The organism is Bacteroidales bacterium (genome assembly GCA_021157585.1).
Taxonomy (GTDB): domain Bacteria; phylum Bacteroidota; class Bacteroidia; order Bacteroidales; family UBA12170; genus UBA12170.
In genome coordinates this window covers 22,359-37,201 of sequence record JAGGWH010000081.1, presented here as the reverse complement: position 1 = coordinate 37,201, position 14,843 = coordinate 22,359, and the positions used below count along the sequence as shown (strand labels likewise).

General features: G+C 31.8%; 8 protein-coding genes. 3 read left to right on the top strand and 5 right to left on the bottom strand.

Going from position 1 to position 14,843, the window contains the following annotated elements:
* Positions 1-55: 55 nt before the first annotated feature.
* The 4 genes from J7K39_05485 to J7K39_05470 all read right to left on the bottom strand — a co-directional run bounded on the left by J7K39_05485 (position 56) and on the right by J7K39_05470 (position 8,286).
* Positions 56-3,001, bottom strand: a complete 2,946-nt coding sequence (locus J7K39_05485; protein ID MCD6179338.1) for a PAS domain S-box protein — start codon at positions 2,999-3,001, stop codon at positions 56-58.
* A gap of 51 nt (positions 3,002-3,052) precedes the next feature.
* Positions 3,053-4,756 carry a PAS domain S-box protein gene (locus J7K39_05480; protein ID MCD6179337.1) on the bottom strand — a complete coding sequence of 568 codons (1,704 nt, stop codon included), beginning with the start codon at positions 4,754-4,756 and terminating at the stop codon, positions 3,053-3,055.
* Between the two features lie 191 nt (positions 4,757-4,947).
* Positions 4,948-6,900, bottom strand: coding sequence for a DEAD/DEAH box helicase (locus tag J7K39_05475; GenBank protein ID MCD6179336.1), 1,953 nt, complete (start codon positions 6,898-6,900; stop codon positions 4,948-4,950).
* Positions 6,901-7,059: 159 nt separating this feature from the next.
* Positions 7,060-8,286, bottom strand: a complete 1,227-nt coding sequence (locus J7K39_05470) for a U32 family peptidase (protein MCD6179335.1) — start codon at positions 8,284-8,286, stop codon at positions 7,060-7,062.
* 337 nt (positions 8,287-8,623) lie between these two features.
* Here J7K39_05470 and J7K39_05465 point away from each other — a divergent pair, with 337 nt between their 5' ends.
* The 3 genes from J7K39_05465 to ppk1 all read left to right on the top strand — a co-directional run bounded on the left by J7K39_05465 (position 8,624) and on the right by ppk1 (position 12,022).
* Positions 8,624-8,950 carry a hypothetical protein gene (locus J7K39_05465; GenBank protein ID MCD6179334.1) on the top strand — a complete coding sequence of 109 codons (327 nt, stop codon included), beginning with the start codon at positions 8,624-8,626 and terminating at the stop codon, positions 8,948-8,950.
* 168 nt (positions 8,951-9,118) lie between these two features.
* Positions 9,119-9,847 (top strand): ATP-binding cassette domain-containing protein, encoded by a 729-nt coding sequence (locus J7K39_05460; GenBank protein MCD6179333.1) that lies wholly within the window; start codon positions 9,119-9,121, stop codon positions 9,845-9,847.
* A 108-nt stretch (positions 9,848-9,955) separates the two neighbouring features.
* Positions 9,956-12,022 carry a polyphosphate kinase 1 gene (ppk1, locus tag J7K39_05455; protein MCD6179332.1) on the top strand — a complete coding sequence of 689 codons (2,067 nt, stop codon included), beginning with the start codon at positions 9,956-9,958 and terminating at the stop codon, positions 12,020-12,022.
* A gap of 72 nt (positions 12,023-12,094) precedes the next feature.
* Here ppk1 and J7K39_05450 read toward each other — a convergent pair whose 3' ends face one another.
* Positions 12,095-14,839 carry a PEP/pyruvate-binding domain-containing protein gene (locus J7K39_05450; GenBank protein MCD6179331.1) on the bottom strand — a complete coding sequence of 915 codons (2,745 nt, stop codon included), beginning with the start codon at positions 14,837-14,839 and terminating at the stop codon, positions 12,095-12,097.
* Positions 14,840-14,843 lie beyond the last annotated feature (4 nt).

Here is a 14,843-nt window from a genome sequence, read left to right as displayed (position 1 = left end):
CTAAGTCGCTAAGGTTTTATTGTAGATTGTTTTTTTACCTCTAAGCTACAAAGTTTTATTTCCCAATCTCCAAATAAAAACAGCTTCCTTTTCCAATATCACTTTCTGCCCAAATTTTCCCGTTCATTCTCTGCATTGCTTTTGCAACTATGGCCAAGCCTACACCTGTTCCGTCATATTCTTCGGCTAAATGCAAACGTTGAAATATTTTAAATATCCTATCGTGATATTTCATATTGAAACCTATACCATTATCTTTTACAAATATAATCCAATGCGTATCCTTTTCGATACATCCAATCTCTATTTTGGTTTTTTTACCTTCTGAAGAAAATTTAACCGCATTATCTATTAAGTTCCTAAGCACTAATTTTAAACCTTCGTTATCCGCTTTTATAATGAGTGTTTCGGATACACTATTAATAAATGTAGCCTTATGAGTTGTTTTAATATAAAATTCAAAAATATTATCGATTAAATCTTTAAGCTTAACATCTTCATTTAAAAACATTTGACGCTCCATACGAGAATAGCTTAGCAAATCTTCTATAAGAACATTCATTTGCTGAGTGCTTTTTCTGATGTTTGCTAAAAACCCTTGAGCTTCCGAGCTTAAGTCATTATTATAACTTTCTTGTAATAGCTGACTATAGCCGTCAATTCCTCGAAGTGGTGCTTTTAAATCGTGAGAAACAGAATAGGTAAACGTTTCGAGCTCTTCGTTAATTTCTTCAAGACGTTTGTTTGCATTCATCAATTTTTTCGATTCTATGTTCAAATCGTCTACTAAATTTAAAAGTGCCACTTGACTTTCTTTTAAATCGAAAGTTTTGTCTTCCACTGTTTTTTCCAACTGTAAACGGTATCTTTTACGCTCTTCCTCTATTTTTTTACCTTCGGTATTATCAATAAGCTGAACAAGAGTTTGAAGACTTTTACCTTTACTAAAAATAACCGATGACGATAGCTTAGCATAAACTTTCTTACCATTTTTCGTTAAAAGAATTATTTCGTATTGTGGTGGAACATTTTCTCCTTTTTGTCTGCGTCTATATCTATCTACAACCAAGTCCAAACTTTCTGCAGATAGGAATTTTTTAAAGTTAAAGCCTATTATTTCATTTAAAGGATAGCCAAAAAGTTTTGCTAAATTATTATTGGCATAGGTAAATGTATAATTGTTATCAATTAATCCTATAGCTTCAAAAGAATATTCTACAATATTGCGAAATAGCGCTTCGCTAGCATTGAGATTTTCTTCTTTTTTTCTCAATTCAGTTACGTCTATAATAGAAACTGTTACTTTCTGTGTAAGTTCTTTATCGTTATTAAACAAGAAAGACCAACGCAAGAGGACATTAAGTTTTTTTCCTTTTATAGAACGGTTTTCTCCTTCGCTACTAAAATATTTTTCCCCTCTATATAGAGCTAAAAGACTTTGTTTAAAAACAGAAAAAGATGCTTCGGTAAATAGAATATTCAAATTACCTAATAACTCCTCCTTATTTTGGGCTTCAAAAAGTTCTATAGTTTTATTATTTACATTAACTACTTTAATTAAAGATGCGCACTCAGGCAAAATATTTGGATGTTTTTCAAAAAGCTCTTCTATAGGAAGCTTATACTTTTTTAATTGAGCATTCAGATATTCTATTAAATCGGTAAAATCTTCTTCCCACAAAGATATGGGTGCATTTTCAAAAAGATTGGAATAGCGTTGCTGACTTAACTGCAATTTAGTTTCTGCTTCTTTTCTTTCAGTAATATCGTATACAAAAGCAACAAAAACAGGTTTGTCATTAAAAAGAGAAGGTGTAAGGTTAATATCTACAGGGTAAAGAGTTTTATCTTTTCGTTGATGAATGGCTTCAAAATGAATATGATTTGTTTTTTTCTCAATCAATGGTGCAATCAAATTCATAAATTGTTGATAATTTAATTCCGACTTCAAATCGAGAGGTGTCATAAGCTTCAACTCATCCAAGGAATAGCCGCAATTTTTTATTGCTCCGTGATTTGCATGAATAAAATTCAAGTTGTTTTGATCAAAAATATATATTTCATTCAAGGAATGATTGATAATATCTCCAAATTTTTTGGCTAACTCTTCAGCTTGAATTATTTCGAGTCCAATTATTTTTAATTCACGAATAAAAATATCGTCAATAGATAGATTATCACCCTCATTTAAGGATGATGGTTTTAGAATAAGAACAAATTTATTAAACTGATCTTGTATCCAATGAGCAAGCCAGCAGGCCAATAAAATTAGAATCACTAAAATCACCATTAAAATACCCAAAGCGGTAAAAATATTACGATGCATATCCTTTTCCAAATCCTTTTCCAATAGGGCTATTTCCTCTTCAATATTATCAAGGTAATCACCTGTTCCAACTATCCATTTCCACTTATTAAAACCTATAACATAAGAGAGTTTAGAGTAAGGCTTATCATCATAAATTTTCTTAAATAAATATTGGAAATAGCCTCCATCGGGGAGCTTTGCTAATTCTAATTCTTTTTTGAAAATTTTAAAACCGGAAGGATCTGTAAGATCGTTAACATCTTTGATTTTATCCACTCTTTGTCCGTCAAAGAGAAGGGCAAAACCATCGTAAGTATTTATAAAGACATAGCCATCGTTTCCAAAACGTATATTTTCAAAATATAATAAAGCTTTATTTTTTAGTTCTTCTGTTGTATAATAAACAGTGTCTCTCTGTATATATTCCAAATAGAAAATAAGTTGCTTAACCTCAGTTTTTAATTCTTCTTTTTGTTGATTAAACGAAGTCTTTTTTAATGCTTTTACTCTGCTTTTAACTCTAAGAGTTTCGGTATAAGTCCAAACCGTAAAAATTAGTCCAACAGTAAAAACAGTAGTAATAATAAGTGTACTAAGAGTAAGTTGATATACAGTCAGGTTTTTTATCCTGAATAAGCGAAATAAAAACGCGAAAAAATTATTCATTGATTTTATGCCTTTAATTTTCATCATTTATCTTCTGTATTTTGTTGAGTAGTAACACTTTATAAAGTCCAAGGTTTCTTATTCGCCTATTCTCTTTTTCAAGGCTTCAATTTCTTCTTTTAACTCTTTCATTTTCAGCTCTCTTCCTACAAACAGTTTATTAATACGTTCTAATTTATAGGTTTTATCTTCCAGTTCTTTAGTCCTATCTTTTACTAATTTTTCTAATTGTACACGGTATTTTTCTAATTCTTTTTCAATTTTTTTGCGTTTTGTAATATCTCGTACCTCCGACATTATGACTTTTTGTCCTTGATAATCAAAGAGAGTAGAGCTAATTTCTGCAGGGAATTCCTCTCCTGATTTTTTCACCATCGTTGTTTCAAAAATTTTATCTTGTGATCCGTTAAGATTGGTATGCTCCATTTTATCACCTCTCTTTTTAATATCAAATTGACTAGAGATATCGACCAGGCTTAGTTTTAAAAATTCTTCTTTACTATAAGCAAACATTTTACAAGCAATGTCGTTTACTTCAATAAAATTTTTAAACCCCGACTCTGCATAAGGATGCACAAAAATAGCATCTGCACCAAAGTTAAATAGGGTTTCATAACGTTTATAATCTTCTATTAAACGTTTTTCTATTTTTTCGCGTTCACGGATATTAATATCTCTTTCGTAAATACTTTGACGAAGGTGTATAAGCATAGTGTTTAAAGATTTTGCCAATACGCCTATTTCATCCTTTGAAATTACTTCTATTTGTTGATTCAAATTGCCTTTAGTAATCAAATCGGCCTTTTCGGTTAATCTTATAATTGGCTCACTAATCAGTTTTGTGCTATAATTAATTACTAAAATTAAAATAACAATCATTATTGCTATTGCTGTAATAAATACATATATGAGTTTTTTTAATTGACCAAAAACTTCTTCTTCACTCATCCTAACCGATAAACCAATATTCAAATCTTCACTAAATTCAATACTTGTAAATACCAATGCCTTTTTATAATCTGTAATGCTCTGAAATATTCCTGTTTTTTTATCAAGTGTATATTTCGATATTTGACCTAATTCTTCTCTATTAACAATTTTAAATTGAAACAACGAATCTTCTCTTCGGGGAGAGAGTATTGGCTTATTGCCATTATATTTATCTATAAACAATATTGAAGTATATCCACTAAAACCCAAACCGGAGTAGTCGGATACAAACTTTTTAATTTTTCCAGAAGAAGCAATAATATGTGTAAGTCCTATGATTTTATTTTTATAAACTAACGGACCATACAAATGAATTTTAAAGTTATTATTTTCGTCGAACTTATATACATTGGTAATATTTTGTATTTGTGCCAATATAAAAACCGTATCGTTTATGTTTGCTTTTTCGCCTAAAAGAGTGCTGTCCGTTGAAGCAACAATTTCTCCTCTTAAATTCAGAATACTTATTTGATCAAAATCGTTAACCGACAATCTTGCATCTTCAAGTATAGTATTCATTTTTCGTTGATACTTTTCTTGATGGTTTTTATTATAATTATCAAGGTTTATTCTTAGTTGCGTTCTGCTTGAGATAAGATTTAATCTTTCGGTATTTTGTGCATTTATACTTTCAATACGAGTTAACTGAATTGCAGAAATTGATTTAAGATTATTAGAAACAACTTCAATGATATATTTTTTAACTATAAAAATTGTTGAAATACCTACTATAACAAAAGCCGTAACAAATATCGTAATAAATAGTAATGAAGCTTTTTTTCTTATACCCATACTACTATAATTTTATACTCTTTGCCTTTTTGTTATTATTGGCAATTTCAATCTCTAAATATACAAAAAAAATAGACGGTTTTTTAAATGTTAAATTAGAAAAGTTAAGTTTCTTGCTCTTCAACAGCTTGCTATTAAAGAACAAAACTATATTTATGCTGAGTTGGATAGAGATTTAACTGTAGCAATAATTACCTTTTTATACGCAAAACCACCTCGTCTTTATTAATTTTTAAATCTATATTCTTTTTTTTCCAAGGTAATTTTTTACCCGTTTGCAAAGTATATAATCCTTCTAAAAAAGCTTGAGCATTTTGCAAGAGTTTTTCTATTTCTATATCGGATTTTACATTTTTAATTGTTGGAGTCTCAAAAACCTTATGCTCCTCTCCGCTTAAACTTATTGTTTTATTTTCATGTCTGAGAGGAAAAAGAGATGTTTGACCAATAAGAGATTTTCTTTTCTGTCGGTATTTATCGGCACTCAACTGCTTGCGTACTAGATTAGGGGATTGTTTTTGTAATGATACAGGTGAATTAATAAGAGTATCAGAACTAATCTCTGAATCGGGTTTTACTAATTGATCTGATACGTCCTCTTTTTTACGTCGAAGTAAAATTGTTTCAAGACGTTTTACAATTTTTTCTTGATTATAATATCCAACAATTTTATCGAGTACTTGAGAGTCGAAAAGGCAATGCTGATAAGAAAATTCCCAAAGAGGAGTAAGTAAGGTATTATCTACCAAACCCACGAGAGTATAAAACTGCATTAGATTATTTTCAGGCTGACTGTCGGTTATAATAATCAATTCCTTATACTTTAACATTCGGATAATAGGTACTAAATCCGAATCAAAGCTGTTAATATTTTGTGCTTCATCAATAATAACTAAGTCTGATGATAAATCTTCAAAAGCAAGCTGTTGTTGCAAAAAATCGTCTAAGCCTAAAATTTTAAAATAAACATTATTAGAAAATGCCAAATCAGCACTATTTTTTATCAATCTCGAACTTTCTTTATCTACTTTTTGTATCTCTTGTTGCCACTGAGGAATAAGCGAATTAGGACAAATAATTAATGTTGATTTAAAAGCAAAAATATCTTTTTTAAAGTGTGCGGCAATAACTGCTTGTAAAGGTTTTTTTAAACCAATTTCATCGGCCAAAATACTGTTTTTATTAAAAACCAAAAATTCTATTCCTTCTTTTTGATAAGGTGCTAAACTTATTTCGAGCTTTGCAAAATTTAAAGGAGTTTTTGCTTTCAGTTCGTTTAACGACTGTCTTTCAATTGCTTTATTAACTTTTGCTATAACTTCGGGACGGATATTTATAAACTTATGTTTTTGAGCTTCGGAAATAAAACCCTGAAACTGAATGAGCTGCTTGTCTAATATTTGTTTTTCTTCATTGAAATATTTATTAACGAGTTCTTGAATTTCTAAAGGTATTTTTCCGGGATAAAACCAAGATATTCTATAATCTTTTAAGGGATGCAGAAAAACTTCAAAAAAAGGAAAATCCTGTATGGGTAATGTTTTATTAGTGTACTGTTTTTGAAATTCGTCAAAAGCATAAATCAAATGCTTACAGCTTCCTAATTTATTGGTGTGATAGTCGGGACAAGAACAATAACCTATCTTTTCGTCGAAATCATAAAAAGTAAGCTTATAGGTTTTATTTCTTTGGTTTGTAATTAAATGTTCGCCATAAATATTATCAGCAAAATCGAGTTGAAATTTTTCTGTCTTTGCTTTTTTTTCACGTTCGGCCATAACGCGCTTTATCATCCCGTCGCGAGTATATTTCATCCCTTCTTTTAGTTCGGAATTAGTTTCCTGACTTAAATCTTCGTGCAATTGCATTAATGCCGAAACCTTATGAGAACAAAAACCTTCTGCATTACAATTACATTGCAACTCAATTTTTTTCTCATTGTCATCAAAATAAATATCGGTATTAAAATCCTGATAATTATCCTCAACTATATAAGCAAAATGCTCACCTTCTCTGCTTTGCAAAACACATTGATTATTTAAATACAATGTATTTCCTGCCTGATATGCTAATCGAGATATGCTTTTACTGATACGCAGATTACTGATATATTGAGAAAGAAACTCTGTTTGATAATTTTTCATCTTAATAAATTAACAAGCTAAAGTAAGTATTATTTTAGGACACTTAAAACAGAATATGAAGAAGAATCAGGGTAAACCTTTTTAATCGATAAACTCGGGAAAGGTGGAAAGCCTCAAGCTTAGCAAACTGAACCTGTCGATGTTCACCAAATTATCAAATTAAAACGGATCAATCACATCAATAAGTTTGTAAACCATATCGCCACGTCTAACAAGGTCTTTTGTTTTAAAAGAAACGGCATCACCTTTTTTAGCTTTTTCAACTGGCTCTAACTCCAACCGTATTTCTTTTATAATATCTTCGTAAACACCAGTGGTTGGACCTACAATATTTATTTCGTCGCCAACATTTAGCTCGTTGGTATCTATCTGTAATTCTGCTACTTGAAGCTTAGTAAAATAATTGGTTATTTTTCCAAGAAATACTTTTTTACGTGTTGCTTGAGAGCCATAACGCTCTGCCCATTCTCCTATTTTTCTTCCTAAATAGTAGCCATCCCAAAAACCACGATTATAAACAGAATCCAATTCAGCATTCCAACGCTCTATATTTTCTCTTGTAAAATCTCCACTAAAATAGGCATTAGCCGCTTCGCGATACACACGAGTCACTTTTTTAACGTATTCGGGCGATCTACCACGACCTTCAATTTTTAATACACGTACACCGGCAAAAAGAATTTTATCGAGAAAATCTACTGTTTTTAAATCTTTGGGAGACATGATATATTCGTTATCAATATGTAATTCTAAACCACTATCGCGATCTTTTACATCATAACCCCGTCGGCAAGGTTGTAAGCACGCTCCTCTGTTAGCAGAAGAGTTCATCAAATCTAAACTTAAATAGCATTTTCCCGAAACAGCCATACATAAAGCACCGTGAGAAAAAATTTCAATCTGTACCAAATTACCCGAAGGTCCTTTTATTTGTTCTTTTTCAATGGTATCGGTAATGGCTTTTACTTGATGTAGGTTTAACTCCCGAGCTGTTACCATAACATCGGCAAACATAGAGTAGAACTTTACGGCTTCAATATTGGTTATGTTTGCTTGGGTTGACATATGAATTTCCATTTTCTGCGAAAAAGCATAATGAATAACCGATTGATCGGAAGCAATAATAGCAGTAATGCCATTAGCTTTAGCCGCATCAATTATAGCTTTCATTTCGTCTAATTCCTTATCGTAAATAACCGTATTTAGGGTTATATAAGTACGGATATTATTCTCTTTACAAATAGCGGCGATTTTTTTTAAATCGTCAACAGTAAAGTTTTTAGACGAACGGGAACGCATATTTAGTTTCCCTATTCCAAAATATACGGAGTTTGCACCGCCTTGTATAGCTGCCATTAATGATTCGTAAGAACCAACAGGAGCCATTATTTCAACATCTTGTGCAGTTTTTAGTTGCATTAGTATAAAATTTGCGGCAAAAGTACATTTATTTTTCAGCTTATCGCACAAAGGACTTGCGCTCTTGAAGAAGACCGGGAATTATCGCTCGATGCGGACTGTGATGAATACGTTAAAAAGCTCATTAAAAAGAGGGATTTATATAAATTAATGGAGGGTGCTTTATAAGATTTAATGTATATATTTTGTCTTAAATATTTAAAAAATGTTCTTCCGTAAAGAGAATTATTTAATGTAACCGGAGTGTTTTTTCTGCGTCTTAAATCCGTAGCCAATAAATATTACAAACCTTAAACACAACACTATGGATTTATTTTCTGTCGGAGTATTAGTCCCTTTAGGATTTTTCCTTTTCATCATCATTTTAGTTTATTTAGGGAATCAAAAAAAGATTCGCCTATCACTTATTAATAAAGGTCTCGATCCCAACACTTTTAAAAATGAAAATCACCAAAATACAGCCTTAAGAACAGGTATTTTTATGTCGGCAATTGGAGTGGGAATACTTGTTGCAAACGGTATTGCTGCTTTAGGATGGCTTAGCCAAGATGTTGCCTTTCTGTCTATGTTATTTATTTTTGGTGGATTAGCACTTATTGGAAGTGGGTTTTTAAACAGAAAAAATAATTAAGAAAAACACTATTATTTTTTTAGTTTTATTTTTCAAAATCTCATCATCTATTTTACTTTCTATAAGACAGTCCTTACGCCTGACTTATCTTATTAGAGAGTATAGAAATAAATATGTAATAGAGATTTTGAAAAAACAGCTAACTTAGCTGCTTAAAACAACAGAATAATGAACGAAAATACCGTAGTAGACATTAAAAATTTTGATGTCTTTCAGCAGGATCATTTGGTACTTAAACAAGTAACTTTAAAAGTAAATAAAGGTGATTTTTTTTATATTATTGGAAAAACAGGAAGTGGTAAAAGTAGTTTATTAAAAACTCTTTATGCCGATTTACCTTTTGTTTCGGGCGAAGCACAGGTGGTTGGTTATAATCTAGAAAAGTTAAAAAGAAAAGAAATTCCCTATTTACGGAGAAAATTGGGTATTGTTTTTCAAGAATTTCAGTTATTACAAGATCGTAATATTGAAGAAAACTTGCTTTTTGTAATGAGAGCTACCGGCTGGAAAGACAAAAAAGCAATGAAAGAAAAAGCTGCGGAAGTTTTGGGAAAAGTCGGACTTCAAAATAAAGGTTATAAAATGCCGCATCAAGTATCCGGCGGTGAGCAACAGCGCCTTGGAATAGCAAGAGCTCTTATAAACGATCCCGTACTTATTTTAGCCGATGAGCCAACAGGAAATCTTGATCCCCAATCTTCAGAAGGAATTATGAAACTTCTTTTTGATATTAGCAAAAACGATTGTGCCGTATTAATGGCTACCCACGATTATTCTCTTTTCGAAATGTTTCCGGCTACTACTTATGTTTGCGAGAATGGGCGATTGATAGAAGGTGCTTCGGCTCTTCAATATACTCAGAATGGTGCAGCTCGGTCTGAAGCAAAGACAGAGTGATAAGAGAGAGAAAAGGGGGGAGAATAAGAAGAGAAAGGATGAAAAAGCAAGAAGGCAGGCTTCTTATTTTTCAGACGTTATGTAAAAAAGATAAGTTCAGTCAATGCTATGAGTACTAAAAACTACATAAATAGAGAAGTAAGCTGGTTAAGCTTTAATGAAAGGGTACTTCAGGAAGCTATGGATACCTCTAATCCGGTTTTAGAGCGACTAAAATATCTTGGTATTTTTTCAAATAATAGAGATGAGTTTTATCGTGTTCGTGTAGCTACTCTCAACAGAATGAAGGCATATAAAAGAATTGCTCCTGCTCAAAAACGCAATGCTGTACGTTCTCTTCAAGAAATTCATAAAATTGTTGCCGACCAGGAAGTGTATTTTACAAAAGCCTATCACGATATTTTAGAAGAATTGGCAAGAAATAATATTTTTATCGTAAACGAAAAAGAGCTTAATACTGAGCAGCAACAATTTGTAGAGCAGTATTTTCAAGAAAATATACGCTCTTTTTTGTCACCATTAATGCTTGATACTATTTCTAATTTGACTTATTTTAAGGATAAGCATATTTATTTGGCAGTAAAGATGATGGATACCAAAAAGCTGCGGAAAGATAAATTTGCATTGATAGAATTACCTACCGAAGAAATAAAGCGTTTTATTGAATTACCACAAATAGGAGAAAAGAAATATATTATTTTTCTTGACGATATAATAAGAGGAAACTTAAAAAGTATATTTGGAATTTTTGGCTTCGATATTTTTGAAGCTCATATAATGAAATTTACGCGTGATGCGGAATTAGATATAGATAGCGACCTGTCTAAGAGCTTTTTAGAGACGATGAACGAAAGTATTAAACAAAGAACAAAGGGAGATACCGTACGTTTTGTTTATGATAAAACTGTTGATCATAAATTTTTAAAAAAAATACTAAATAAATTCGGAATTACTCAAAGCGATACGCTGAGAGCAGGTGGGCGTTATCATAATTTTAAAGATTTTATGGATTTTCCCATTCTTACTGCTTCAGGAGGAGAAAAGTCTTTAATTTTTAATAAAATGGATTCCTTTTGTCATCCGGCAATTTTGCCGAATACAAATATGTTTAAACTGATAAAAGAGAAAGATATCCTTTTACATTATCCTTATCATAGCTTTCAACATATAATAAATTTAGTTCGTCAAGCAGCTATAGACCCAAAAGTTCGTGATATTAAAATGACCTTTTATCGTGTTGCAAAGAAATCTAAAATAATGAATGCTCTGATTAATGCTGCAAGAAACGGAAAAAGAATAACGGTATTTTTAGAACTTCAAGCCCGTTTTGATGAAAAAGCCAATATTATGTGGACTCAGAAATTGCAAGAAGAAGGAGTGCGTGTTATTCAAAATATTCCGGGTTTTAAGGTACATTCTAAGCTTTTGCTAATCAGACGAAAAGAAAAAGGACAGAATGTATATTATGCAAATATCAGTACCGGAAATTATAATGAATCTACGGCAAAAGTGTATGGAGATGACAGTTTGCTTACTTGTGACCAAGGCTTATGTAAGGATGTAAATAATGTTTTTCATCTTTTTGAAGCAAAATACCTTCCTCCTTCATTTTCCGAATTGTTAGTGGCTCCATTCAAATTACGTTCGTTTTTTACTAAAATGATTAACCGTGAAATTAATAATGCTAAAGCGGGAAAAGAAGCTAAAATAAGTCTGAAATTAAATAACCTTGTCGATACTAAAATTATAAATAAACTATATCAAGCAGGCAAAGCGGGAGTTAAAATTACTTTGAATATTCGTGGCATATGTGTTCTAAAAGCAGGCGTTCCGGGTTTATCGGAAAATATTGAAGCCTTTGCTATAGTCGATCGTTTTTTAGAACATTCCCGTATATTTGTTTTTGCTAATGATGGAAATCCTGAAGTATTTTTGGCTTCTGCCGATTTAATGTCGCGTAATCTTGACCATAGAATAGAAGTGGTTTGTCCTATAAAATCTCCTGACTTAAAAGCTGAACTGATTGATATGTTGGAAATTCAGCAAAAAGACAATGTAAAGGCACGTTCTTTACATCCGGATAAAATTAATCAATACCGACTGGTTGAAAATGGTGAAAAAAACTATCGTTCACAAGAAGAGATTTATAAATATCTAAAAGGAAAATGTAAATAATCATATTCCTTGCGTAAGAAGGATTGATAAGCTATATGTTTTTATTAAACTTAGGCAAGTGTAAGCAAACTCCTACTCTCCACTCACATACGCTAAAGCTTTTTCTTGTGTGGCGTTCATTGCGATGTTAAGTATATTGCCATCAAAAATTTTAGGGATATCAATTACTTTAATCACATTGCAAAGAGCGGTATATTCCGGTAATAAATCCGTAAAAATACTTTCTGTTTCTGTTAGAATAGATTCATTAAAAATACATTTGTCTTCATCAGGATATAGCGGTAAATAACGAATATTAGCTTCTACTAAATCCTGAAAGAAGTGCGTACCAAATGAGAGGTCGGGCGTATAATCATTTTTCTTTCTGGCTATTTCAATAAGCATACTGCAATTGTTAATATCAGAATAGCTTACATTAACACCCAATTTTATATCACCTCTACTGCCCCAACGTCCCGGTCCCATTAAAATAAATTTTCTCTTTGGAAGCAGTTGATTAAGTCTCCCTATAGCCGTTCCAACATTTAGCATACTTTGATAATCTGTTAGCTGTCCATATTCGCTTGGGTCTACATAAACAATATGTGTTTGCTTTGAGATCAAGCCATTGGTTATATATCGCCTTGCTGAAAACACTCTTTTTTCGATGGGAATATCAACGGGAATAGGAATAGGCTTAGAAACACTGCTTTGACTTTGAGCTCGACATTGCAATAAATACAAATACTTTCCATTATGAGCAAATTCAATATCTACAGGGAGTTTATATTTTTCTTCCAAGATATTTAAAACAGCTTTTATCTGACTAATAAATTTGGTTTTTTTAATTAGGCTGTCGAAAGTAAACAGATAGTCCTTTTCTTTAAAATCAAGATCAAAAGTTTTGGCAGGGATAATACGATCAGCATTAACAACAGAAACAAGTTTACTGATTTCAGGATATAAATTACCGTATTCATTTAATAAAGTATTAATCTCAATAGTTTCAAAATCGCCCTTTTCAGTATTTATAACATCAATATATCTGGATGTATATTTAATAATTTCTTCTGATGTGGAATTTACTCGCAGATTGGGCTGTCCGGGAGCTAATATTATAGGATAATCGTTACTGGTTCTGTCAACAGCACGAGTACCTAATCCGGGAACAATACGTAGTAATCCATCTTTTTGTTTGATACGGCTTGACCAAGGATAATTATTATGGCTAAACCCGACTCCGGCAAAAGCGGGAAAGAAATAAGGCCCAACTTGATTTCCTACAACTTCTTGTATCAAAATTCCCATTTCCTCGTGATAATCGAGTAATTTGTTTTGCACTCTGTATTCAATAGGATCGGGGCCAAATATTGAGGCATAAACTTCTGCAATAGCATCGGTTAAAGCTGACAATCGCTCTTCTTTACTACCGATATTAGGAATGAATAAACTTTTGTATTTCCCTGCAAAGGAAGCTCCTACTCTATCTTCTAATAAGCTTGAACTGCGGATTACCAAAGGGACTTCTCCAAAATCATCTAAAGCCAAATTTAATCCCTTTAAAATTTCCGGAGAAAAAGAGGAGTTCTTAAAAACATGGATGACATAAGGATATTCCTGGCGAATTAATCCAATCTCTTTATATTTCTGTTCTAATATATCTTCCAGACTGTTATAACTCATAAAATTGAGTAAACCATCGGAAGCAATATACCAAGTTTTAGGCGTTTTAATATCTTTAAGATTTGTATTTTTTGTGCTTTCTTCTTGTAATATCTGCTGTGCTAAAAATAAACCGGCACCTTTACCTCCAATTTTCCCGTGACTGTTTAAAGGGTAAATAATACGATGAATTAAAGCATTAAAGTGATTAATGCTTAAATGATTTTTTGCAACATCAATATATTCGGTATGATTAGTTAATAATCGCGTTATCAATGCGATACGTAGACTCTTGTCGCGTTGCTCAGAAAGTTCCGATGCCTGAGGTCCTAAATGGAAAAAACGCTCTACGGCATTACTAATATCTTCCAATGAAGATCCCATATTTTCCAATTTTTCCGTAAGGAATACTGAGCGGTCTTCGGTAATCCATTTGTTAATATAATTCAAAATATCATCACGCTCGATATTTTTTGAAGCCAACTCAAAAACTTCATAGCTCAAAGCAATTAAATCGTTATCGGCAACACGCTCAAAAGGAGCATTGCTTTCCTTTATTGACTCATTTTTACTTTTGAAAGAAGGGCTAAAACTATCGAGTAATTTCTCTGCTCCACAAATATTCGTCCAACAAAGAGTATTGATCATTTTACGCGATAATCGAATTAGCAATTTAGGATCGGTATGACTGAGCATATCTAAAATTATTTTCCAATCACTCTTTTTATTTTCGAGTTCGCTTTTAGCATCCTTTTCAAAAACTTTTTTTAATTCCAAGTGCAATAAAAACAAACCTAAGCTTTCAGCTATACTATTAATAAGTTTTAACTCTTCTTTGAGAAAAGGTCCGTCATATGCTTTTGGTCGAATTTCGTTATAGATTACTTTAATCTGACCAAAAGACCTCTCTTGTGCTTGAATATCTGCTGTGAGTGTCCATTTTGAATCTTTGAAACCAAAAGTTTTATATGTTCCTTGAGAAATTTTAATTTCTACTTCACAAATATCGGGATATTGCCAGCCTGGAGGAATAGACATTAATAAACCATAACAAGCCTGTTCAATACCGATATTTGGTTCATTAAGAATTTCTTGTGTTTTGTATAAACAATTTAGTTCTTTAGCGCGTTCTTGTAGGTCGCCTAACAGCTGATCTAAAGGTTTGTTTTCAGTCATTTTT

What these genes read in the sequence shown, in the direction of transcription:
- J7K39_05485 (MCD6179338.1), bottom strand. Translation starts at nt 3,001, where the DNA reads ATGATGAAAATTAAAGGCATAAAATCAATGAATAATTTTTTCGCGTTT.
- J7K39_05480 (MCD6179337.1), bottom strand. Translation starts at nt 4,756, where the DNA reads ATGGGTATAAGAAAAAAAGCTTCATTACTATTTATTACGATATTTGTT.
- J7K39_05475 (MCD6179336.1), bottom strand. Translation starts at nt 6,900, where the DNA reads ATGAAAAATTATCAAACAGAGTTTCTTTCTCAATATATCAGTAATCTG.
- J7K39_05470 (MCD6179335.1), bottom strand. Translation starts at nt 8,286, where the DNA reads ATGGCTCCTGTTGGTTCTTACGAATCATTAATGGCAGCTATACAAGGC.
- J7K39_05465 (MCD6179334.1), top strand. Translation starts at nt 8,624, where the DNA reads ATGGATTTATTTTCTGTCGGAGTATTAGTCCCTTTAGGATTTTTCCTT.
- J7K39_05460 (MCD6179333.1), top strand. Translation starts at nt 9,119, where the DNA reads ATGAACGAAAATACCGTAGTAGACATTAAAAATTTTGATGTCTTTCAG.
- ppk1 (MCD6179332.1), top strand. Translation starts at nt 9,956, where the DNA reads ATGAGTACTAAAAACTACATAAATAGAGAAGTAAGCTGGTTAAGCTTT.
- J7K39_05450 (MCD6179331.1), bottom strand. Translation starts at nt 14,839, where the DNA reads ATGACTGAAAACAAACCTTTAGATCAGCTGTTAGGCGACCTACAAGAA.